This is a genomic window from Roseibium sp. RP-7 (assembly GCF_053005225.1).
On record NZ_JBRKQA010000001.1, the window covers coordinates 1,145,154 to 1,166,949 of the forward strand.

At 59.7% G+C, this 21,796-nt stretch carries 22 protein-coding genes; 9 read left to right on the forward strand and 13 right to left on the reverse strand.

From position 1 onward, the window contains the following. Positions 1–8 precede the first annotated feature (8 nt). Together ACVDG9_RS05215 and ACVDG9_RS05220 are read right to left on the reverse strand one after the other, a co-directional pair. A complete protein-coding gene (locus tag ACVDG9_RS05215) occupies positions 9–1,496 on the reverse strand; it encodes an aldehyde dehydrogenase family protein (protein WP_447237423.1) in 1,488 nt (495 codons plus the stop codon). After that, a complete protein-coding gene (locus ACVDG9_RS05220; protein ID WP_447237424.1) occupies positions 1,493–3,109 on the reverse strand; it encodes a GMC family oxidoreductase in 1,617 nt (538 codons plus the stop codon). Before ACVDG9_RS05220 ends, ACVDG9_RS05215 begins: the two co-directional genes overlap by 4 nt. A gap of 179 nt (positions 3,110–3,288) precedes the next feature. Between ACVDG9_RS05220 and ACVDG9_RS05225 the strand changes: the two genes are divergently transcribed. Then, on the forward strand, positions 3,289–4,182 hold the full coding sequence (locus ACVDG9_RS05225; protein WP_447237425.1) for a LysR substrate-binding domain-containing protein: 894 nt from the start codon (positions 3,289–3,291) through the stop codon (positions 4,180–4,182). Between the two features lie 234 nt (positions 4,183–4,416). Here ACVDG9_RS05225 and ACVDG9_RS05230 read toward each other — a convergent pair whose 3' ends face one another. Continuing rightward, positions 4,417–6,789, reverse strand: coding sequence for a fatty acid cis/trans isomerase (locus ACVDG9_RS05230; protein WP_447237426.1), 2,373 nt, complete (start codon positions 6,787–6,789; stop codon positions 4,417–4,419). Then, positions 6,779–7,009: a hypothetical protein gene (locus ACVDG9_RS05235; RefSeq protein WP_208984440.1), complete on the reverse strand. Its 231-nt coding sequence runs from the start codon at positions 7,007–7,009 to the stop codon at positions 6,779–6,781. The genes ACVDG9_RS05230 and ACVDG9_RS05235 overlap by 11 nt, the downstream gene beginning before the upstream one ends. Positions 7,010–7,211: 202 nt before the next feature. On the opposite strand from ACVDG9_RS05235, the gene ACVDG9_RS05240 reads away from it, so the two are divergent. The 4 genes from ACVDG9_RS05240 to ACVDG9_RS05255 all read left to right on the forward strand — a co-directional run bounded on the left by ACVDG9_RS05240 (position 7,212) and on the right by ACVDG9_RS05255 (position 11,160). Continuing rightward, positions 7,212–8,537: an NAD(P)/FAD-dependent oxidoreductase gene (locus ACVDG9_RS05240; RefSeq protein ID WP_447237427.1), complete on the forward strand. Its 1,326-nt coding sequence runs from the start codon at positions 7,212–7,214 to the stop codon at positions 8,535–8,537. A gap of 1 nt (position 8,538) precedes the next feature. After that, the gene (locus tag ACVDG9_RS05245) at positions 8,539–9,861 is read left to right on the forward strand and encodes an NAD(P)/FAD-dependent oxidoreductase (RefSeq protein ID WP_447237428.1); all 1,323 of its coding nucleotides are present in this window, start codon (positions 8,539–8,541) and stop codon (positions 9,859–9,861) included. A gap of 57 nt (positions 9,862–9,918) precedes the next feature. Continuing rightward, positions 9,919–10,545 carry a GNAT family N-acetyltransferase gene (locus ACVDG9_RS05250; protein WP_447237429.1) on the forward strand — a complete coding sequence of 209 codons (627 nt, stop codon included), beginning with the start codon at positions 9,919–9,921 and terminating at the stop codon, positions 10,543–10,545. A gap of 69 nt (positions 10,546–10,614) precedes the next feature. Next, complete coding sequence (locus ACVDG9_RS05255; protein ID WP_077290636.1) at positions 10,615–11,160, forward strand: ClbS/DfsB family four-helix bundle protein; 546 nt, start codon at positions 10,615–10,617, stop codon at positions 11,158–11,160. On the opposite strand, the gene ACVDG9_RS05260 is transcribed toward ACVDG9_RS05255, so the two are convergent. The 5 genes from ACVDG9_RS05260 to ACVDG9_RS05280 all read right to left on the reverse strand — a co-directional run bounded on the left by ACVDG9_RS05260 (position 11,142) and on the right by ACVDG9_RS05280 (position 14,466). Then, entirely contained in the window at positions 11,142–11,870 is a 729-nt protein-coding gene (locus tag ACVDG9_RS05260; protein WP_447237430.1) for a GNAT family N-acetyltransferase, read from the reverse strand. The genes ACVDG9_RS05255 and ACVDG9_RS05260 overlap by 19 nt on opposite strands. After that, positions 11,851–12,171 carry an antibiotic biosynthesis monooxygenase family protein gene (locus ACVDG9_RS05265; RefSeq protein ID WP_075281439.1) on the reverse strand — a complete coding sequence of 107 codons (321 nt, stop codon included), beginning with the start codon at positions 12,169–12,171 and terminating at the stop codon, positions 11,851–11,853. Before ACVDG9_RS05265 ends, ACVDG9_RS05260 begins: the two co-directional genes overlap by 20 nt. Continuing rightward, positions 12,168–12,698, reverse strand: a complete 531-nt coding sequence (locus ACVDG9_RS05270) for a MarR family winged helix-turn-helix transcriptional regulator (RefSeq protein ID WP_055658073.1) — start codon at positions 12,696–12,698, stop codon at positions 12,168–12,170. Before ACVDG9_RS05270 ends, ACVDG9_RS05265 begins: the two co-directional genes overlap by 4 nt. A gap of 173 nt (positions 12,699–12,871) precedes the next feature. After that, positions 12,872–13,855 (reverse strand): DnaJ C-terminal domain-containing protein, encoded by a 984-nt coding sequence (locus tag ACVDG9_RS05275; RefSeq protein ID WP_228869526.1) that lies wholly within the window; start codon positions 13,853–13,855, stop codon positions 12,872–12,874. Positions 13,856–14,052: 197 nt separating this feature from the next. After that, positions 14,053–14,466, reverse strand: a complete 414-nt coding sequence (locus ACVDG9_RS05280) for an RT0821/Lpp0805 family surface protein (RefSeq protein ID WP_055658077.1) — start codon at positions 14,464–14,466, stop codon at positions 14,053–14,055. A 135-nt stretch (positions 14,467–14,601) separates the two neighbouring features. Here ACVDG9_RS05280 and pdxH point away from each other — a divergent pair, with 135 nt between their 5' ends. Further along, on the forward strand, positions 14,602–15,237 hold the full coding sequence (pdxH, locus tag ACVDG9_RS05285) for a pyridoxamine 5'-phosphate oxidase (RefSeq protein WP_152507431.1): 636 nt from the start codon (positions 14,602–14,604) through the stop codon (positions 15,235–15,237). A 43-nt stretch (positions 15,238–15,280) separates the two neighbouring features. On the opposite strand, the gene ACVDG9_RS05290 is transcribed toward pdxH, so the two are convergent. The 3 genes from ACVDG9_RS05290 to ACVDG9_RS05300 form a co-directional block, all read right to left on the reverse strand. Next, the gene (locus ACVDG9_RS05290) at positions 15,281–16,255 is read right to left on the reverse strand and encodes a magnesium transporter CorA family protein (RefSeq protein WP_055658081.1); all 975 of its coding nucleotides are present in this window, start codon (positions 16,253–16,255) and stop codon (positions 15,281–15,283) included. Between the two features lie 276 nt (positions 16,256–16,531). Next, on the reverse strand, positions 16,532–16,675 hold the full coding sequence (locus tag ACVDG9_RS05295; RefSeq protein ID WP_023001827.1) for a hypothetical protein: 144 nt from the start codon (positions 16,673–16,675) through the stop codon (positions 16,532–16,534). 287 nt (positions 16,676–16,962) lie between these two features. After that, complete coding sequence (locus tag ACVDG9_RS05300) at positions 16,963–17,400, reverse strand: hypothetical protein (RefSeq protein ID WP_023001825.1); 438 nt, start codon at positions 17,398–17,400, stop codon at positions 16,963–16,965. Between the two features lie 189 nt (positions 17,401–17,589). On the opposite strand from ACVDG9_RS05300, the gene ACVDG9_RS05305 reads away from it, so the two are divergent. Next, complete coding sequence (locus ACVDG9_RS05305) at positions 17,590–18,588, forward strand: DUF1499 domain-containing protein (RefSeq protein WP_062490049.1); 999 nt, start codon at positions 17,590–17,592, stop codon at positions 18,586–18,588. Between the two features lie 12 nt (positions 18,589–18,600). Here ACVDG9_RS05305 and ACVDG9_RS05310 read toward each other — a convergent pair whose 3' ends face one another. Then, complete coding sequence (locus tag ACVDG9_RS05310; RefSeq protein WP_447237431.1) at positions 18,601–19,503, reverse strand: MBL fold metallo-hydrolase; 903 nt, start codon at positions 19,501–19,503, stop codon at positions 18,601–18,603. A 170-nt stretch (positions 19,504–19,673) separates the two neighbouring features. Between ACVDG9_RS05310 and ACVDG9_RS05315 the strand changes: the two genes are divergently transcribed. Together ACVDG9_RS05315 and ACVDG9_RS05320 are read left to right on the forward strand one after the other, a co-directional pair. After that, the gene (locus ACVDG9_RS05315; RefSeq protein ID WP_023001821.1) at positions 19,674–20,159 is read left to right on the forward strand and encodes an SRPBCC family protein; all 486 of its coding nucleotides are present in this window, start codon (positions 19,674–19,676) and stop codon (positions 20,157–20,159) included. A 244-nt stretch (positions 20,160–20,403) separates the two neighbouring features. Then, positions 20,404–21,759 carry an ATP-binding protein gene (locus ACVDG9_RS05320; protein WP_228869523.1) on the forward strand — a complete coding sequence of 452 codons (1,356 nt, stop codon included), beginning with the start codon at positions 20,404–20,406 and terminating at the stop codon, positions 21,757–21,759. Positions 21,760–21,796: the final 37 nt, after the last annotated feature.

Genomic DNA, 21,796 nt, shown 5'->3' on the forward strand with positions numbered 1-21,796 from the left:
TGGTCCGCTTAGCTCGCGTTGCTGATCGTGATGGACTTTACCTTGGTATAGGCGTCGAGGCCTTCCCAGCCTTTTTCGCGGCCGTAACCTGATTTCTTGTTGCCGCCGAAAGGCAGCTCAAGCCCCCCGGCCCAATAATCGTTAATTGACACCTGGCCGCAATCCATCGCGCCGGCAACCCGCATCGCCCGCCCGACATCATTGGTATAGACGCTGGCAATCAGGCCGAAGTCCGTGCCGTTGGCTAGGGCAACGGCTTCTTCCTCGCTTTCGAACAGTTGCACCGACAGGACCGGGCCGAAGATCTCTTCCTGGATTGCCGGATCGTTCGGTGCAAGGTCCGCAATTACCGTTGGCTGGAAGAACCAGCCTTTGCCCGTCTCTGCGTCGCCGGTCGCGTCGCCGCCGGTCAGGATGTTGGCACCGCGCGCCTTTGCGGCATCCACATGGGCCTTGATACGGGACAGGTGAAGCTCGGAATTGATGGCCCCCATGTCCGGAGCCGTCAGTCCGTGACCGGTCCTGATCTTGGCGGCTCGTTCGGCAAGGATGGAAAGCACTTCGTCGCGGATCGATTTATGCAGGATCAGCCGGGATCCGGCCGAACAGATCTGACCGGAGTTCGAGAAGATTGCCCAGTAGGCTCCGTCGGCGACCTTTTCCGGATCGGCGTCGGCAAAGGCGATCAGCGGTGACTTGCCGCCAAGTTCCAGCGTCAGGCGGGTCACATTCGGGGCAGCCATCTGGGCAACATTGATACCGGTGGTGACGGAGCCAGTGAAGGTCAGCTGCTTGATGCGTGGATCGCGCGCCATCTGCGCACCGACATCACTGCCCAGGCCGGTGACCACATTCACCAGCCCTTCCGGCACCCCGGCCTCGCAAAGCAGTTCCGCCATGACCAGCGCGGTAAAGGGCGTGGTCTCGGCCGGCTTGGCAACAACGGAACAGCCCGCGGCAAGGGCAGGGGCGACACCACGCGCGAAGGTCGAGGTGGGATAGTTCCAGGGAATGATGTGTCCTGTAACGCCGACCGGTTCGCGCACGGTGAAGGCGGTATAGGCCGGACCAAGATTGACCGATCGGCCATCGAGCTTGTCGGCAGCGCCGGCGTAATATTCGAAAAGGCGCGCGGAGGACTGAACGTCACCCTGGGCCTCCGCCAGCGTCTTGCCGCTGTCGACCACCTCTATCACGGCCAGCCGGTCTGCGTTGTCTCGGAAGACCCGGGCAACATTGTTGAGGATACGGCAGCGCTCTGCCGGTGAGACTTGCCGCCAATGCAGGGCTGCTTTCTCGGCAGCGTCGATGGCGTTATCCATATCGGTGTCGGACCCGAGAGAAAATTCGGCAAAGGCTTCCGCCCGGCCCGGATCGAAGCTTTCCATCTTCTTGTTCGAGGCCGGAGTGCGTTTGCCGGCTATGAAATGCCCGCCGGGCAAGGCATCCAGCTTGCCGGTGGTCAGATAGTCTTGGGCGATGTCCTGAACGGTCATGAGAGGGCTCGCTTCTGGTCTTCAAGTATGAGATCGGCTCCCTTGAGAGCCAGCATCATGGTCGGGGCGTTGGTGTTGCCGGAGGTGATGTTCGGAAAGGCGGAGGCGTCGGCAACGCGAAGCCCTTCAATTCCGTGCACCTGCAGCCGGCTGTTGACGACGGTTGTCTCGCGGTTCTCGCCCATGCGGCAAGTCGATACCGGATGGAAGACGGTGCTGGCCCGGGTGCGGAAGTCCGCCAGGATGCCGTCGCCGTCGAGTTCTCCGAGGTTCGGAGCGATGGGGTGCTCGACAAGCGCGCTCAAGGCCTGGCTTGCCATCAGCTTCTGGCAGAGCTTGCCGCCGTCGATCACGGTCTGGCGGTCTTCCTCGGTCGCCAGCGAATTGGGCTGGATCGAAGGCGCTGCACTGGCATTGGCACTTTTGATGTCGATGCGGCCGCGGCTCGTCGGGCGGGCCGGCTGTGCGCAAATGATGAAGCCGTTGAACGGATCGATGCTCAACCGTGTCTTGTCCTTGTAAGGCCTCAGGCGATAGCTGATCGGATTGAAATAGAGCTGCTGGTCCGGCCGGCTCAGCTCGGGACGTGAGCGCAGGAATCCGCCGCACTGGTTGACGGATAGAGCCAGAGGACCCTTGCGGGTTGCTGCATATTGCATGGCGGACAGGGCCTGGCCCAGCAAGGGACGCAGGATCGCATTGAGTGTCGGTTCCTTGGCGCGGAAGGTGAAATTCGCAGCCAGATGATCCTGCAGATTGCCGCCGACATTGTCATTGGCCTGGATCACTGGAATGCCGAGCTCACTCAGCAACCTTCCCGGGCCGATGCCGGAAACCTGAAGCAGTTGCGGCGAACCGATTGCGCCTGCCGCCAGGATGACCTCTCGGCCGGCAAGCAGGGTTTCCCCGCTCAGGAGTTCGACGCCGACAGCCGTTCTTCCTTCAAACAGGATGCGGGCAACCTGGGCCTGTGTCCGGACGCTTAGGTTCTTGCGGGCAAGGGCAGGATGGAGATAGGCGCGTGCGGACGAACACCGGCGGCCATCTTGCGTGTTGATCTGGTAAATGCCGCCACCTTCAGGAGCATCACCGTTGAAGTCGTCACTCCATGGCAGGCCCACTTCACGGATCGCGGCAAAGAAGTGCCGGTTCACCCTGTGGATCTGGTCGGACACATTCTGGATATGGATCGGTCCCTCGCCTTGCTTCACACCCTCGCAGGTCACCCGGGTTTCAAGGCGCTCGTAAGTTGCCTTCACATTCGCCCAGCCCCAACCTGCCGCGCCGGAGGCCTCCCAGTCTTCGAAATCGCCAGGCAGACCTCGGCAATAGACCATGGCGTTGATCGAGCCGGAGCCACCCAGCAATCGACCGCGGGGCCAGTAGACACTGCGCCCGCCGAGGCCTTCGTCTGGTTCGGTCATGAAGCGCCACGTGCGTTTTGGGTCGGAATTCAGCTTGCCATAGCCGAGTGGCAGCGACACCCAGGGTGAGGCATCGGACCCACCGGCCTCCAGCAGCAGGACACGCGTCTGCGGATCTGCGCTCAGGCGTTCCGCCAGGATACATCCGGCCGAGCCGGCTCCCACGATGATGTAATCGACCTTGTCCATGATGCGCTGCCGGTTGACCGCTGTTTCGGAGAAGTGTCTGCGAGGATCGAAATTTCCTGAAACGAAAAAATATTTGGTATAACTTTGAAAAAATTTGAAGGAGACGCTTGTTGCACAGGTGCGAATTCGTTTCAGAAAATGAAAACAGCTTCAGCACCTGATGAAAAAAGGAAGACGAAATGGCCTACAGCCTGCCACCGCTCATATGGCTGCGCGCCTTCGAGGCGGCTGCGCGCCTGGGGAACTTCACCCGGGCGGCGGAGGAGTTGCTGATCACTCCGGCTGCTGTCAGCTACCAGGTTCGCCAGCTGGAACAGCTCCTCGGCTACCCGCTGTTCGACCGTGTTCACAGGGAACTGGCCCTGACCAGACTGGGGCAGACTTACCTGCCGACGGTCGAGAAGGCGTTTTCGGATCTTTCCATCGCCACCGTCTCGGTGTTTGGCGAGCGGGACAGGCAGCCGGTTCGTTTTCGATGCCTCAACAGCTTCGGCCAGCTCTGGATGATCCCGCGTCTGCGCGCTTTTCAGGAGGCACATCCGGGCATCGACCTGCAGATGATCTCGGCCTCCTGGGCGGAAACTCTCAGCCCGGAATTGTTCGACATCGATATCCGCTTCGGCGACGGCAGCTGGACTGACGGAGTGGTGGCGTTTCTGTTGAACGACCCGATCATCCCGGTCTGTCATCCGGATCTGGCGCTTGACCCTGGCAAGCGTGAAATCGAGGCGCTGGCGGAAGCAACCCGGCTCGACATCATGGGTGTGATCGACACCTGGGAAAGTTTCTTCCGCAGCCACGGTCATGCGGTTCCAAAACGCAACGGCCTGCAGGTCGACCAGACCCTCTCGGCCCTGGAACTGGCTGCTCTCGGCCACGGACACGCTCTGGTTCTGGAAACGCTCGCCCAGCCGTATCTCGACAGCGGCCGGCTGATCCGTTCATCGGACAAGAAGATAAAGAGCCGGCACAGCTACTATCTCGTCACCGACGGCTCGCGTCAGGCACTCGGCCCCGACGCCCAAGTCTTTTGCGACTGGATGTTCCGGGAACTTGGCGGCGAAGCGGGATGAGCAATTTGTCCAGGGACACGAACTGCTTGCCTGGTTGATCGCAACAAATTCCGGTTCATTCTTCGAGACGCCGCTTCTCATAGTTTGGCTTGAAAGTATCAGAGGACGCAGTTGACGTGGGTCGTATAACGAACTTGCGCGTCACAGTCGCCCCGAGCATCCCTTTCGGATCAGACACTCAGGATGAGGAAGAGAGTTTGGCTGAGCAAAAGCTCACCCGCTCAAGCTACAAGACTAATCCAGCGAGAAGGTGAACTCGAACAACCGGTCAATCGGGTCGAGCGGTTTGGGATCGCGGTATCGATTGAGGTCTAGCAGGCCCGCCTGAAGGGTGTCCTGGTCTTTCAGGGCGGTCTGGATCCGGTCGAAGTCGGTCCAGAATTCCGGGTCGGTTCTGCGGACGCCAAAACGGTCAACGAGCTTGAGGAAATCATCTTGTGACCTGATCTCCCGAACCGTCTCCACGAAGGCCGGCAGCTGATCCTGTTTCACCTTGAACATGAAATTCGGATAGCTGCTGAACTGGCCGGGCACGACCGTCACGCTGTCGTTCTGGGGTTCGCGGCGCAGATCCTCGTTGAAGATGAAGGCAACGTTGCTGTGGGCCATGTCATGCACCAGGGTAAAGACCTGCGTGTCCCGTTCCGTTTCCACGAGCAGAACCGAGATATCAGGCAGGAACTTTGCATATGGCGCAGGTTTCTGGGCAAGCGGGCGTAGTTGCCCGGCAGGCGTGTCACTGGACGCACAGGCATTGCCGGTGCAGCGGTTGATAGGGTCTTGTTCAGCCCACAGGCCAGCAGGTTCGCGCAGCAGCTCCGTGAGGAATTCCTCCTTGGGATCGCTGGTGGAAAAGGCGATACCTGTCGGAGACCTGGTGTCGAGCGCGCTTTCCTTCCAGAGATCGACCATGCTGACAAGCGGACCCTGATACCAGCTTTCGTGCATGGGTTTGCGCACTTGTGGCGGCAGGAACGACAGGAAGGTTCGCTCTCCTTCACGGCGCAGGCTGTCCATATAAAGGCGTGTCGTAAGCTGGTGTTCCACGTTGCCGAAGACATCGAACCCGGCAACGAGATTGTAGTAGATCCGCTCGAACAGCGGGAAATCGATTACCCAGGCGGTTTCGGGCACCGCGCCGACGAAGCCTGTCACCACCGAGGCGGAAGAGAAATTACGGTAGACGGTCAGACGGGCATCGACTTCGGAGCCGTCACCTTGCCAGATGTCACCGTAGTCGGGGCCGCCTTCCGCCAGGAACTTGCGTTCATACCGCCCCTTGCGAAACTCCTGATACTTGACCGGTCCGAGCGACAGGAAGCCTTCCAGACGCTTGGACAGTTTTCCCTTTGACTGGGCAACCGGCAGTTCGAGGATCGGGGTCGCGGCTTCCAGGAAGCTCGGGTCGGTGACGGAGAGATCTGCGTCGGGTGTCAGGAAGGAGACCCAGAAACGGTCCTCGATCACGTTCACCGCGACCTGGCCGTAGCAGACCGGACCACGAATGAAAGAGCGGACAAAATAAAGCGCTTCGTCCAGCAGGAACTGGTAGCGGCTGCGGGCAGGAATGGCGCGGAACGTCGACAGCGGGTTGCCGCCTGCAGCCGTTGAATAGGGCGGCAGGCTCGCAATCTCCCAGTCGCTTTTCAGGAACAGGTCTTCATAGCGGTTCAGGCGTTTGGGGCCGATCTCATAGACCATGTGCTCCTTGTGCAGGATGGTGCCGTCAATCGGGATGAGCCTGTAATGAAAGGGGCCACCTGGATCGTCAAAGGGTCGGCGCGAGGCAATCTCATCTGGAGGCGACCCGGTCGCGGTTCTGGAACGGATTATGCGGAAGAAGCGGTTCTGGTCATCGCCTTCCAGGTGCAGATGGGCCAGGAACAGATGTTCATAGATATAGCGCGCGACAAGTTTCGACCGTTTGTCGCCGCGGTTGAAGAACGTTTCGACGGTGTGCACCGACTGTTCGACACTCTGTGGCAATCCTTTGCCGGCGTCCGGTGCAGGTGCCCCATCCCTGGCCCAGGACAGCAGGGTCTCGTAGTTGCCATCTGCAAGCGGCGCCATGGCAAAGGGCATGCCGCCCTGCGGGTGTTCCTTGAGATAGTCATTCACCTTGCCGGGCATGGCGCAGGTGTTTGCACGCAGCGTCGAAATGTCGATGTCGTCAGGAAGCGGCGCTCCGAGCTTGAACGAATTCTTGCGGCCGGCCAGCAGCAGTTGTTCCAGAACGGATGGCCCGTCCTGTGCACCGACAACGTCGAAGAAACCCTTGGCGCGCCAGCCCGGAACAGACTTTGCGTCGATCCCGAGGCGTGTCATCGGAGCATCTTCCAGACGCGAGGAATCGTAGACTTTCTGCTTGCTTGCTCCGCGCATCCAGCCCGCGGCGGATGACAGTTTGAGCTGACAAGGCGCGTCATAGCAGCCGTGGCAGACGACGCAGCGCTTGTTGAGGACATCGAGAGCTGACGTATCCTCCTGCGCCGATGCAGCACCAGCACAGCAAATCAGAAGTATGGCGCGAAACGCCTGTTTCAGGATCCGGGACCAGAGAGCCTGAAGGCGGCCGGCCGAAATCATGCCAGAGGCATCAACCTTCATCGTCTTCCATCCGCGGACGGGTCACCCGGCTCGGGTCGTCAGGCCCCTTGTAGTTGAACAGGTACGCCCAGGCGGCATAGGCGGTGATTGCCGCCATGATGTAGACCCAGGTGATATTGCCGAATGCATATTCCACTCCGGTCCAGCCGGCGCAAAAAGCGACCAGAACAATTCTGCGCCAAAGCGCATCAAACCAGGGATGTTCTACAGGACCAAACACAGTTTTGCCTTCCTTTTGCGTCATCTGAGCCGAGCTGTCCGGGCTTGCTGACGTAGCGGGAGCCTCAAGAGCTTGCAAAATCAGGCAAAACTTGCCTGCCATCACCTGATTACACCTTGAAACTGGCTGCTGAACAAGGGAATGTGGCGTACCACTCCCGGCCACGGAAATTCATGTTGATAAGAGGAGCCTGGCTTCCGACATGCTGACTGCGCTTGATCTCCTGACAGCTAATGACACGCCAGGTCAACACCCACCTTCCTATTACGCTGCAACTGCCAACAGGCAAACGGCTCACCCGGTTCTCGATGGCTCACACACCTGCACGGTCTGCGTCATCGGTGGCGGTTATACGGGGCTATCGGCTGCATTGCATCTGGCTGAACGGGGTGTTGACGTCATCCTCCTGGAAGCCAACCGGATCGGGTGGGGCGCCTCGGGCCGCAATGGCGGCCAGGTCGGTTCCGGCCAGCGCATGGACCAGACGGTTCTGGAAGAACGCCATGGCAAGTCTCACGCCAGATTGCTGTGGGACCTTGCCGAGGATTCCAAGGCGCTGGTCAAGGACCTGATCATCAAGCACCAGATCGCCTGCGACTACACGCCGGGGATACTGCATGCCGATCACCGCAAGAGTTTTGTCGAGGAAAGCCGGGACTATGTCGAGCATCTCAGGCTCGTCTACGGCTATGAGGACATTCGCTTTGTCGGTCCGGATGAAATCGGCGAACAGGTCGGCAGTCCCCGGTATTACGGCGGCTCTCTGGACACGGGCGCAGGCCATCTGCATCCGCTCAATTTCGCACTGGGTCTCGGGCAGGCAGCCGAAGCGGCAGGGGCAAGGATTTTCGAGGAAACCAAGGTCACCGGCATTGACGGCCAGGGCACGGGACGGATCACCGTGAGGACGGGGCAGGGCGACGTTCGTGCAGAGCACGTCATTCTGGCGTGCAACGGTTATCTCGGCCGCCTCGACCGGCAGACCGCCGCGCACGTCATGCCGATCAACAATTTCATTGTCGCAACGGAGCCCTTTTCGGAAGACGAGGCGCAAAAGATCATCCGCAACAACGTCGCCGTGGCCGACAGCAAGTTCGTCATCAACTACTTCCGCCTGTCGGCAGACCGCCGGCTGCTTTTCGGTGGCGGTGAGAATTACGGCTATCGCTTTCCGGAAGACATCAAGGCGTTCGTGCGGGAACCGATGCTGGAAATCTTCCCCCAGCTCAGCGACGTGGCCATCGATTACGGCTGGGGCGGTACGCTGGCGATTACGCCCAAGCGCATGCCCTATTTCTCAAGGATTGCGCCCAACATGCTGACCGCAGGTGGGTACTCCGGCCACGGCGTTGCCATGGCAACCCTTGGTGGTCAGGTGCTGGCGGAAGCCGTGACGGGAACTGCGGGTCGGTTCGACGTCTTTGAAAAACTGAACGTACCGGCATTCCCCGGCGGTGACCGGCTGCGCTTCCCGCTTCTGGTACTTGCCATGACGTGGTTCTCTCTGCGGGACAGGCTCGGGTTCTGAGATGCCGCAGAGCCGTACAGAAGCGCGCCGGACGATCGGCAGTTACTGGGAAGCCAGCGTTCCGCAGGTCAAGCTGGACCGGCAGCTCATCGGCAACGCGCTTTTCGATGTTGCGATTATCGGCGCCGGGTTCGCCGGGCTGAGCGCAGCGCTACGGCTCGCGAAGGCAGGCGTTTCCGTATGCGTTCTGGAAGCGGAACACGTTGGTTACGGCGCTTCGGGCCGCAACGGCGGATTTTGTTGCCTGGGTGGTACCAAACTCGATGAACGCCGTCTCATCAAGAAATTCGGCCTCGAGGAAGCGCGCCGTTTCGTTGCCTATCAAGTCGCGGGCGTCAATCTGGTTGCCCAGAGGCTCGACAGCTGGGGTGTTGACGCCGACCGCCATTCCAATGGGGAAATCTATCTTGCCCACCGGCGGAAGGATTTCGCCGGCTTTCAGGCGGAAGCAGCGTTCCTGAAGGAGAACTTCGGCATCAAGGCCCGAGTGCTTTCCAAGACGGACCTGGACGCGGAAGGCTATGGCGGGCCGACATTCCACGGCGGACTGCAAGTACCCTACGGCTTTGCACTCAATCCGATGGCCTATGTCCAGGCCCTGGCGGATCAGGTGCGCCGAGCCGGCGGCAAGATCTTCGGCAAGTCGCCGGTGACAGGGATGACCCGGGACAATGACCGCTGGCAACTGGAGACCGAACACGGCTTCATTCGGGCCCGGAAGGTTGTCCTGGCGGGTAATGGTTATGCACGCGAGGATGCGCCCAAATGGCTGCACGGGCGTACGCTGCCGGTCATGTCGTCAATCCTGGTGACCCGCCCCCTGAGCGAGGGTGAACTTGCCGCACAGGGCTGGACCTCCGACACCATGGCTGCCGACACTCGTAACCTTTTGCATTATTTCCGCCTGTTGCCCAACCGGCGGTTCCTGTTCGGAACGCGCGGTGGCATCTTCGAAAATGCCCAGTCGCTCGCGGCGATGTACAAGCGTGCAAGGTCGGATTTCGACGAGATGTTTCCTGCCTGGGCGGGCATTGAGGCCGAACACAGCTGGTATGGACATGTGTGCCTGGCGCGAAATCTGACCCCCTTTGTTGGGGAAGTGCCCGGGCTTGGCGGCGTCTATGCCGCAATGGGGTGGCATGGCAGCGGCATAGCAATGGCATCGATTTCGGGGGAGAAGGTCGCCGGTCTGATCCTCGGCAAGCTTCAGCCGGAAGATCTGCCGGTTGCCCTGCGCCGGCCTTTTGCAAGGTTTCCCCTGCCGTCACTGCGCAAACTCTATCTTCAGGGCGCTTACTGGTGGTACGGCTGGCAGGACAGGTAAACCGCAGATCTCCATTCGCCATGATCCGGGACCATTGAAGACAGAAATCGGATGCTTATGACTGATACCATGATCGTTCGGCGGGCCGAGCTTCGGGACCTGGAAGCCGTTTACGATATCTGCCTGAAAACCGGCCAGGCCGGGCGCGACGCCACGGATCTTTATTCTGACCCCGCATTGATCGGCCATATCTACGCAGGGCCCTATGTGGCTTTGAAAGGTCCCATCAGCTTTGTCGCTGAAGATGATCTCGGCGTATTCGGTTATGCCGTCGGCGTCAGCGATACACGGGCTTTCGAACACGAACTGGAGCGGGAATGGTGGCCGACTTTGCGGGAACGTTACCCGGAACCGGTGCAGCAGGAAACCGAGCAGTCAGCCGATGATCAGCGGATCCGCACGATCCACAATCCGTCGCCCGTGCCACAGGCCGTCATCGATGAATATCCGGCGCATATTCACATGAACCTCTTGTCGCGTGCGCGCGGGAGGGGAGTTGGCACGAGGCTGCTGGACGCCTGGATTGCCGCTGCAAAACTGAAGGGTGTATCGGCCGTTCATGCCGGGGTGAGCGCTGCCAACGAAGCCGGGCTCGCTTTCTGGACAGCACGGGAGTTCCGTCCGGTTCTGACAGTCAGCAACAGCGGATCTCATGGCACCATCTGGTGCGGGCGAAGCTTGTAGTCGCCACGGGCCAACAAGGCTTTAGCTCCGCATAGTTCGCACTGAATGTTGTGGTCACGGGAGAGCGGAATGCCTGCAACCACGAAAACGGAATTGCTCGCCGCAAGCGAGAGCGAGTTTTCAAAGCTGCAAACGCTCCTCGATGACTTGCCCGCGATGCTGCGTCTTGAAAAGGATGCGGACGGCATATCGCCAAAGGATATCGTCGGTCACCGGGCCCACTGGATAGACCTGTTTCTGGGCTGGTACCGGGACGGCCAGGCCGGCAGACCGGTCTGGTTTCCGGCCAAAGGCTACAAGTGGAACGAGACACCCAGATACAATGCCGACTTGCGGCAAAAGCAATCCGGTCTTTCCTGGCGATCGGTGCGATCCCTTCTGGAGGGAAACCATGCCGAACTGCTCGCCCTCGTGGAAAGTCTGGAGAATGACGAACTCTACGGCGAACCGATGAAAGGCTCCAACAACAAGTGGACGACGGGACGCTGGGCGGAAGCCGCCGGTCCAAGCCATTACCGGTCGGCTTCGAAATATCTTCGCCAACGTCTTTCTCAGTTTCAGGAGGAAAGAGACCGGCGCAATTCCGATGTGAGGGATCAGTCCGGGTCGATCTGAGCCTTGCGCCTGACAACGGCTACGTTGACCTCCCGCCATATCTCGAAACCCAGCTTGCGGTAGAGGGCGATTGCTCCGTGATTGTCCGCATAGGCGTGAAGGAACGGAATGTCGCCGCGGTTCCTGATGACTTCAGTCACATGAAGAGAGAGCTCGGATGCCAGGCCTCTGCCTCGGAAATCGGGATGAGTGCAGATCCCGCTGACTTCCGTATAGCCGTCGAGGTTGATCCTGCTACCCGCCATTGCAGCCAGACGGCCGTCCAGCCTGATGCCGAAGAAAGTGCCCAGCTCCGGCGTGCGAGCGGTGAACGGACCCGGTTTTGTAAGCGTTGCAAGCTCGACCATCTCCGGGACATCGGTTTCGTCCAGCTGCACGATTGAAGTCGATCGGGATGGGCCTGCTGACGGGGAAACTTCCACCATGAGAACACCCAGCGCGGTAATCTCTGCCTCAAGTTCATGGGGCAGGGCGATGTCGTCCGCCTGTAGTATGAAAGCCCGGTCGTCACCAGGTTGAATCAGTCCCGCCAGCGCGGCCAGAGCTTCGGGCGAGTTGTTCGCCGCTGCCGCAAAGGGGGAGATGGCCGGATCGAAACGGCGGGCAAGGTCGCCCCCCTGGCTGAATTGCGCATGCCGGGAAGTCAGGGCTGACCAGACAACCCGCTTCAGAAGGCTGTCCCGGCTCGGTTCATTCGTAACTGCGTGCATCTTCGAGCTCATAGTGTTGTGAAATCAGATCCCATCGCTTCAACACGTCCCGGGCGGCATCGGGCACATAACAGCGCTCGTAATCCGGGCCTTGAAACGCGATGATGTCGTCAAGCGAGCGGAAACTCATGATGGTGATGAACTCCACCTCGGTTTCCAGGTTCCTTCGAAGGACCTCGATGCCGAGATAGCCGGGAATGGCTTTCGCCTCGATGCCCGGAATGACCTGTGTCGTGAGAACATGGGCATAGGTGTCGGCCATGCCGGGGTCCGTCCAGCCATGCCAGATGCGCTTGATCATCGTTCAATCTCCGGGGGCGTTTGCAGAGAGTTCCAGTCCTGCAAGGGCCTGTCCTTGCAGCGGACGGACAGCGGCCTCGTGCAAAGGGCATCCTCCAGACCTGCAAGCTGGTCCAGCAAAGGACCTTCCAGACTGTTGCAGGCATCGGCAACTGCCAGTGTGATCGCGGGCCAGAGCGTTTCTTTCAGATGGGCGACGAGGGCTACTCCCTTGTCGGTCAGGCCGATTGTCGTCACGCGACGGTCCTGTTGCGAGGGAACGGATTCAACCAGTCCATCCGACTTCATCTTGTTGATCGTTCTGGTAACGCCCGGTTGGCTCTGGCCAAGGGTCTTCGCCAGATCGCCGATACTCAGCGGGCCTTGCCGGTCGAGTGCGGCAAGAACAGGGTTGTGCGGCGTCGGCAGACTGGTGTCGGCAAGCTCGGCCGCAACGATCTGCGTTTGTGCCTGCAGCATTTCCCCGATCCGTTTCAGCCGGCTGCCCAGGGTGGCATAGCCAAGCGCGCGGACGACATCTTCGCTCATGGGTCACTCCATTTACATAACTTGATATATAACTAGTTATGTAAATTTGCAAGATCTAGCTGTTTAGAAATTGGAGACTGACCTGAGGCGAAGATGTGGAAGATCGAAAAACGTCGCCCCACCAGTGGCACTGGCGGGGCGAGGTGACGGTCAACAGTTGACGAGGGGGCCGCCTAGTCGAATTCCGGTCCGCGTGCACGGTACGGAGTGATTTCCTTCCAGGCCCGCATCAGCGTGTCCAACTCGTCGTCGCCATGCGGCGGCATTACGATCTGCAGCTTGACCAGAAGGTCGCCATGACCACCGGTCTTGGTCGGCAGGCCTTTGCCCTTCAGCCGCATGGATTTGCCGCTGGAGGCGTTGGCCGGAATGGTCAGGTTGACAGCACCGGACAGGGTCGGCGTACGCACCTTTGCGCCCAGAACAGCTTCATAAAGTGTCAGAGGCAGGTCGAGGTGGAGGTCGGATCCCTTCACTTCGAAAAGCTTGTGAGGCTTGAAGCGGATCTCGACCAGGGCGTCGCCTGCAGGACCGCCGTTTTCCCCCGGGTGCCCCTGGCCCTTGAGCCGGATCTTTTCGCCTTCGACCACCCCCTTGGGCAGGGTAACATTCACCGTCTTGCCGCTTGGAAGCGTTACCTGGGTCTTGCCGGAGTTGACGATGTCTTCCAACGAGGCGCGAGCGACGATTTCCGCGTTGGCGCCTTTTGTCTTGGGGGGCGCCTTCGCGCGGGCGCCGCCGCCGAAACCTGCACCGGGTCCAGCGCCTGCACCTGCACCTGCGCCGGCGCGTGCACGGCCACCGCCGAAGCTGCCGAAAATGTCGTTCAGAATATCGTCGAAACTGCCGCCGCCACCGGATGTCTTCTGGGTGCGTGCACCGCCGAAGTCTTCATATCCGGAAAAGCCGTCAAAACCATGCGCCTGATAGCGCTGCTTGCCCTCCGCATCGATTTCTCCACGGTCGAACTTGGCACGTTTTTCCTTGTCGCCGACAATTTCATAGGCCTGATTTGCTTCGGAAAAACGCTGTGCGGCCGTCGGATCATCCTTGTTCTGATCCGGATGGTATTTTTTGGCCAGCTTCCGAAAGGCCTTCTTGATTTCGCTCTCGCTGGCAGATTTTGCCACCCCGAGAACGCTATAGGGATCACGCATTCGTCTCACCAGGTTCCTAAGATTTTCCGGCAGGCTGCCCCGCGCACTGCTCCGTTCGGCGAGCCGAACACAAGCGTGCAAGTTTAGCAGGTCATGCTTGACCGGACTTGTCCTCTATATCGGGATGGATAGGAAAAAATTCCAGACCCCGAATTCGTCTTGAGGACCTTCCGGTTTTAGCGGTTTTTTGACGGGGTTCAAGCTTCGGCGACAGTCAGGCTGGTGACCGCGAATTTTTGCGTGATGTCCCGGCAGGCCGTGCCGGAGTACAGCTTGATGCCGACGATGGTATTCGCCGTCGTCTGAAAGCCGAGACAGCCTGTCTCGCTGTAGGTGGAGGCATTGATGTTCGACAATGTGCCCGAATTGCCGCTGATCGCGTTGAGCCACGTCAGCGACAAGGCCTGCGTCGGCTTTCCGGCGGCAAGGTCCTGGCTGATAGTGTCGAGGTTCTGCGCGATCACAGACCGGTCGTCCTCGTTGATATCGGCATAGGCGACGTCGGATGCGGACGGAATGGAGCCGGTCAGGACTGTCGGGGAATCGATGTTGTTGCTGCCCACCGGAACGGACAACTGGCTACAGCCGCCAAGTGCGGTTGCAATGGCCATGCAAAGTGCGGCTAAGGGTTGGATCTTTATGTGCCCGGCAGTATATGAACGCATACGATACATTTTTCAGGCAGCCCCCCGGTCCGGCTTATTCGAGCCGCTTTAAAGGCTGTCGTTTCCTTCGACAGGTTACCGATGACAGACCTTAAAGATCCCCCTGAAGAGTTAACAAAAGGTGACTTTACAGAGGTAGTGAAGCCATTTGAGCTTTTTGCAGAATGGCTTGAGGACGCCAGGGCTTCGGAGCCCAATGATCCCAACGCACTGGCGCTGTCGACCGTCGACCCAGACGGCCTGCCGAATGTGCGGATGGTTCTGCTGAAGGACTTCGACGAACGCGGCTTTGTTTTTTACACAAATTTCGAAAGCGCCAAGGGGCAGGAGCTGCTCTCCGCCGGCAAGGCTGCCATGTGCTTCCATTGGAAGTCCTTGCGCCGGCAGGTTCGCATTCGTGGTCTGGTCCAACAGGTTTCGAACGAGGAAGCGGACGAGTACTACCGCTCCCGGCCGCGCGGCAGCCGGATCGGTGCCTGGGCGTCCAGGCAATCGCGGCCGCTGGAAAGCCGTTTCGCGCTGGAAAAGGAAGTAGCGAAATATACCGCCAAGTTCGGTATCGGCGACATTCCGCGGCCCGACCACTGGTCAGGCATGCGCCTGGTGCCGGTTTCCATCGAATTCTGGCACGACCGGCCGTTCCGGCTTCATGACCGCGTGCAGTTCACCCGAACTGGCGCGGATCAGCCATGGTCCAAGGCGCGCCTGTATCCGTAACGCGCCTGCGACCAGGGCTGGAACTTGCAAGATGCCGGACCGGTTAAAGCAGGCGTTTCCAGCGGAAGAACAGGAACGTCAGCCCGACTGACGACACCATCAGGCCCAACGAGAACAGGAACCCGAGCTGCCAGTTCAGCTCGGGCATGTTGGCAAAGTTCATACCGTAGATCGATGCGATCAAGGTCGGCGGCAGGAAGATCACGCTGACGACCGTAAAGATCTTCGAGATCTGGTTCTGCTCCAGCGTGACGAGGCCGACCGTTGCGTCCAGCAGGAAGGACAGCTTGTTGTCCAGTGCGTCGCCGTGTTCCTTGATGGAATGGATGTCCCTGCCGAACATCTTGCAGTCGGCTTCCTGCTCTTCGTTCAGGTTCAGACGTTTGGCATGTGTGCTGAGGTAAAGCATCATCCGCGACAGGCTGGTGCAGACATCGTGCATCTTGGACACATGCAGTCCGATCTGCCCCAATTGCTTGATGGCGATCTGATAGCTTGCGGTCTTGCGCATGTTGAGGCCGTCGCCGAACACCTGCACTGCCAGCTTGTCATACCGCGCTGACGCGCTTTCCATTTCATCGGCACACCGGTCGACGATGATGTCGAGCATCGTGAAGAGGACAGCCGGCCCCTTGTGGGCGATAGTCGAATCGGCCTGAACCTTGCGCGACAGAAGGGCGATGGATTTCGGTTCGCCATAGCGCACAGTCACCAGCCGCTTGGCATTGACGACAAATGTGACAGACGAAAGCGCCGGGTCGATCATCTGCGTGGCGATCGGAAGCTGCGCGGTCATCACCACGGCGCCGGGCTCCAGGTAAAGGCGTTCGGAGGTTTCGATGGAGGCGATCTCGTCCCGTGTCGGGATTTCCGCGCCCATCAGCTTTTCTGCTGCCTTTTGCTCTTCCTGCGTCGGGGCGATCAGGTCGATCCATACAGACGTGGTCGGAAGGGGGGCGCCGGAGGCAAGCTCAAGACGCTCCAGACCTTTGACGGTCGGGCAGTAGGCAATGATCATGCAGGCAATCTCCGCCGAAGGACACGGAGCGTGCCCTGTTCGGCGGCAGTTTGCCCAACAGATCGGAAGACGGCAACCGTCTGAAGAAAGTGATTTTGCGGCACCCCGACGGGGCTTGGCCGCTTCAGGATGGCGGACATTCAATCGTCACCGATTGTATGTCCGAACGCTATCCTGGACCGGTCACGCCGGCCGTCAAACAGCGTCTCGAAACAACATGGCAAGCTGGCCGTCACCAGCGGCTTGCCGCGTCTTCGGACGCTATAGCGCAGCGGCTCAGTTCTTCTTTTTGGCCACCGTGCCCGAATTCTTGCAAAGGGCAGCTGCATTGAGGGCTGCGATGCCGACGGGCTTGTAGAGGTTCACCAGTTTCGCATCGGCGCTTTGCTTCGGGGCAGGGCGGGCAGATTGCTCAGACATTTGTCTCGTCCGTTGTCTTTTCCAGTGCCCGCTCTCTGGGTTAAAGTTTTCATGGCTCGCGGGCGGTGTGCATGTCGTATCCAATTGCGGCAAACGGAAGGCAGAAAACACGCCTTTCAGCCGATTTTCGCAATGGATGTGAAAAAGCATGCGCTTATTGGCGGAAATCGGCCAGTCAAAAACAATAACAAGATGTAACGAATCCCGGCCGGATTTGAAGTAATACGGTAAGGATTTATTTACGAATTAGGCCTGCCAGTCATTTGAGCAAGTATATGACTGCCCATTCATATGAAATAGCTTCTGTGATTCCGTAGTGGAGAGCCTCGCAAGGCACTGCAGAATCCTAGCAGCGATCGCGCGTAGCTGAGCAGTACCGTCGTGGCACAAAGCCCCAGTCCGGCCAGCATCAATGCAGAAGAGATCGAAGCTCCCAGAAGGATCATCAGGCCTCCTGTGCCGAGGCCTATGACCAAGAGGGCAATGGTTGTCCGCAGGTAATGGTAGTGGGCTTGCAGCCAGCGTCCTCCCGGTTCGGCATAGAGGATCGCAAATGCCAGGGCGATGGGCGACAGGAGTATCGTCAGAACCAGCAGGTGGCACAGGCAGATATTGGCAGAGCCTGGCCGAAACAAGCCAAATGGTGAAAACGCCTTTTGTTTTCCGTCACCGGCAGCGCGGTGTTCCTGTTCGCTCGCCGTATGACGGGACCGCAATCCGGTCATGCCTTACCCCGATTTGCAACTGTATTTCCGGCGTGTCTTGCTTGCACGTTTATCGTTTGCCCAGAAGGAATGTATGATGTGTTCGCTGTCGAAGTGAAGTTCATTTTTGACAAATTGGCTGTAAACGAAGAAACAATCAGGTGGACACCTTGCCGCGCAGATGCGGCAAGCCAGGCGAGATAGGATCTCATGAAGCGCTACGCCGTCTATAAAACAGCTTCGGCACCGGCCAGTCGCACGACCGGCTCCGTGGCGCTGGCGCTCGCGGCAATTGCCTTTCTGGCAAAGCGGTTCGGCCTGATCGACGCGGATGTGTTTGTCCTGTCTCTGATTGCAGCGGCTACGATTGCGCTCGCCGCCATCCTGCTTGCCCTGTTCGGCTTCCACCGGATCTGGACCTATGGCGGACCCGGCGTGCCGGCGGCGCTCACAGGTTTGTTCCTGGGGCTGCTGGCGCTTGCGACGCCTGTGCTTGTGGTCGGAATGCTGGTCATGCACGCGGGAGCGAGCGACCTGGCCACCAACCGAACCGATCCACCCGAACTTGAAACGAATGTGGCTTCAAGCGAACAGCCTTTTCTCGACTGGCTGAACACCGCGCTTGTTGAAGACGTCTGGCCGGCCGTTGCCGCTTATACGGGTGCCGCGCCGGGCATGACTGCTGTGGCCAATTCGGCGGAAGACCGTCTTTACCCCGATATCGTTCCGCGCCGATACCGCATTTCTACCGCTCAACTGCATGCGGCGAGTGTCAAGGCGCTTGAAGGTCTGAACTGGCAGGTCGTTGACGAATTGCCGCCCGATCTCCTCGATGCACCGACCTATCTGCAGGCCGAGGGCACTTCGCAGATTCTGGGATTGAAACACGATATCGTACTGCGCGTCCGGCCGGATTCGGTGGGGGCCCTGCTTGACGTCCGTTCGCGTTCGCGCACACCGCTGAAGGACCTGACCGACAATGCGGACCGCATCCGTCTTGTCTTCAGCGAGATCGACCGTGTGCTCCTGGAAACATACGGCGATCTGGCGCGGCTGTCGGTCGACGAGACAGAGCTGGAAGAAGACCTGCCGGCCGAACCGGTTGAAGACTTGCGCGAGACCATTCCGTTGCCGAGCTTCAAACCCTATTTCGAGGACGAGGATGCGCCGGTTGCCGAAGGTCTGGATGCGGTCGATCTGGAAGGCTGATCGCTTGCAGGCTCAGCCGGTGAGGCGATAGCGGGCGGCAAGAGACAGCTCCGGACTGGCCTCGACGCGGCCTCTGTCCGCAAGGTCCTCCAGGTGCGCGAATACGGACAGACCTGCTGCCGGGTGCAGCGCCGGATCAACCGCTGCATAGAGCACCGATACGATTTCCGGAATCGATCTTTCGCCTTTTGCCAGTTCATGAAGGATAGAGGCTTCCCGGTCGTGCCTGTGCCGCTTCAGGTCGCGGACGTAGTCGATGGCATTGCGAACAATACCGCCGTGTCCGGGTAGATAGACGGTTTCGGAACGGGCCAGCAGTTTGTCGATCGAGGCCATGTAGTCCCGCATGCTGCCGTCGGGTGGGGCGACGACCGATGTCGACCAGCCCATGACGTGATCGGCGGACAGCAGAACCGGTTCCCCGGCAAGGGCAAAACACAGATGGTTGGACGTGTGGCCGGGGGTGGCGACGGCTTCAAGCGAAATGCCTGCGGCCTCGAACATCTCGCCATCTTCCAGCAACCTGTCGGGCGCGTAGTCCTTGTCGCCGCTGGCGTCGAGCGGATTGACCTCGTTTTCAAGAAGCGCGCGTGCCGGCCGGTGCGGCCCGCACCCGATGATCTCGGCACCGGTTCTTTCTTTCAACAGCCGTGCGCCCGGCGAATGATCCACATGCGTGTGGGTGATCAGGATCGCCTCGATGACTGCGCCTTGTGCAGCCTTCAAGATGGTGTCGACCTGGCCTTCCAGGGCAGGCCCGGGGTCAACGCAGATCAGCCGATTGGTCCCCAGCAGATAGCTGTTGGTGCCGTGAAAGGTGAAAGGCCCCGGGTTGTTAACCGTTAGCCGGCGCACGCCCGGCATCAGCTCGACGGCAGTTCCATATTGCGGATCGAACGTGCGATCGTGCTTCATGATGTCTCCAGTTGGTTCCGCCAGGGGCGACAGTTTCGGCAGGTTCTGCCTCGGTCTGTACGTCATGTATCTGACGTTTGAATCGGCTAGGGAAGCGGTACTTTGCCAAGCCGGGTCCAAATGTGAAACAGTGCGTTTGGGGTTGGAAAGAACGAATTTGACGGAAAATCATGACACATGACACCGAGTGCCGGGTTGAAGGCATGTTGAATCTGCCGCGGAGCCAGGCGTTTTCACTGTTTGTCGACCGGCTTGATCTGTGGTGGACATCGCCTTTCAAGGATGCGGGCGAGGGCAAGGTTCAGGCGGGTATCGATCCCTATGCGGGCGGTAGCTGTTATGAGATAGACAGTGAAGGCCAGCACAGGGTCTGGGGAACCGTCCTCTCACTGGAACCGCCGCTTTACATTCGTCTGGCCTGGCAGGTCAGCCGGGATGGCGAGGAAGTTGCGGATCCTGCGACGGCAAGTCGTGTCATGGTGAACTTCCGCGAGGCCGGGGACAGCACGCGCCTTGAAATCGTTCACAGTGAGTTTCTGAGACATGGCGAAGCGGGAGCGGAATATCTGGAACGCATGCGCCAGCCTGATGGCTGGCCGCGTATTCTGGACAACCTGAAATCCGCCGCCAGACATCCCTTGCCTCAAAATCGGTGATTGGTGCGGGTATTTGGTGCCGGTTCGGAAGTTTCGGTTCACCTGACGCGAAGAGCGTTGGTGGGTCGGAGCCCATTTTCAGGGGTGTATTTGACTGTCGCTTGGCTGACATGCTTTCCGTGTTAGGGGAGTGGTCCGATGCTGCCCCGATCTCCCTATTCCGGCCTTGCACATTTACTGAGACGTCGAAATAGTGTCTGCACTCGGGACACCTAACTGCTGAAACGAATTCGCTCGACCGTCCATGACCCAACCGCCTTCGCCAATCGAAGAACCTGCTGAAGACCGGCAGGCCGCATCGCCGCTGACCCGACTTGGCGAGGCCCGCTGGATTCTGCTGTTCGCGTTTGCTGCTGCCGCGGGCGCGGTCATCGTCCATGAAGTGCCGTTGACGACGGCGCTGCTCGCCATGGCGGCAATTGTTGTCGTGGCCTGTTTCGTGCCGCGCAAGTCTTCGAGCCGCAGGGTCAAGCTGAATGCCCAGCGGGAAATCCGCAGGATGTGGCCGGGTACGGGCATGAAGGTCACTGTTGATGCGTTGCCGACACCCTGCTTCGTTGCCGACGGGCGGGGCATCACCCGCTATGTCAACAAGCAGGCGCTGTCGATTTATGAAGGCGTGAAACCGGGGGATCCTCTGTCCTTCTCGCTCCGGGCTCCTTCGCTGCTGGAAGCGTTCGACCGTGTCTGCACAACGGGTGAGGCCGAGAAGATCAGCTGGATCGAGAAGGTGCCGACCGAAACCTGGTACGAGGCTCATATCTCGCCGATCTACATGCCCGGAAGCGCAGGCCTGGAAAAGATGCCGAGCTTGCCGGACTTCATTCTGGTGGTCATTCAGGACCTGACAGAAAATCGCCGGCTTGAACGCATGCGCACGGACTTCGTCGCCAATGCCAGCCATGAACTGCGCACGCCGCTGGCCTCGCTCACCGGATTTATCGAGACCTTGCAAGGACCTGCGCGCAACGATCCGGAAGCGAGAGACAGGTTTTTGTCGATCATGCTGGATCAGGCGGGGCGCATGCGCCGGTTGATCGATGATATCCTGTCACTGTCGCGGATCGAGCTGAAGGCGCACGTCCGGCCCGCAAATGCTGTCGATCTGTCAGAGATCGTCCGGCATACGACCGATGCGCTGTCTCCGCTGGCCTCCGACATGGGCGTCGAGATCCGGCTTCAGCTCCCGGACACCCCCGTGCGGATCAGGGGCGACAGGGACGAACTCATCCAGGTAACGGAAAACCTGATCGAGAACGCGCTGAAATACGGCCATGACGGCAAGTTCGTCGACGTTGGCCTTGAAAGACCGCAGGCGCCGCAGGATGCACCGACCTGGCAACTTTCGGTACGCGACTACGGCGAGGGCATCCCGCGTGAGCATCTGCCGCGCCTGACGGAGAGGTTCTACCGGGTCGATGTCGAATCGAGCCGGGCGATGAAGGGGACGGGCCTCGGGCTTGCCATCGTGAAGCACATCCTGACCCGCCACAGGGGCCGGCTGGAGGTGGAGAGCGAGCCGGGGCAGGGGGCGACGTTCAAGGTCAGTTTGCCTGCCATGGAGAACGTTGAAGGTCTGCCCGAGAAGATCTCCGCCTGATGCCGGATTGGCGACTGTCGTATTCCTGAGACGCGAG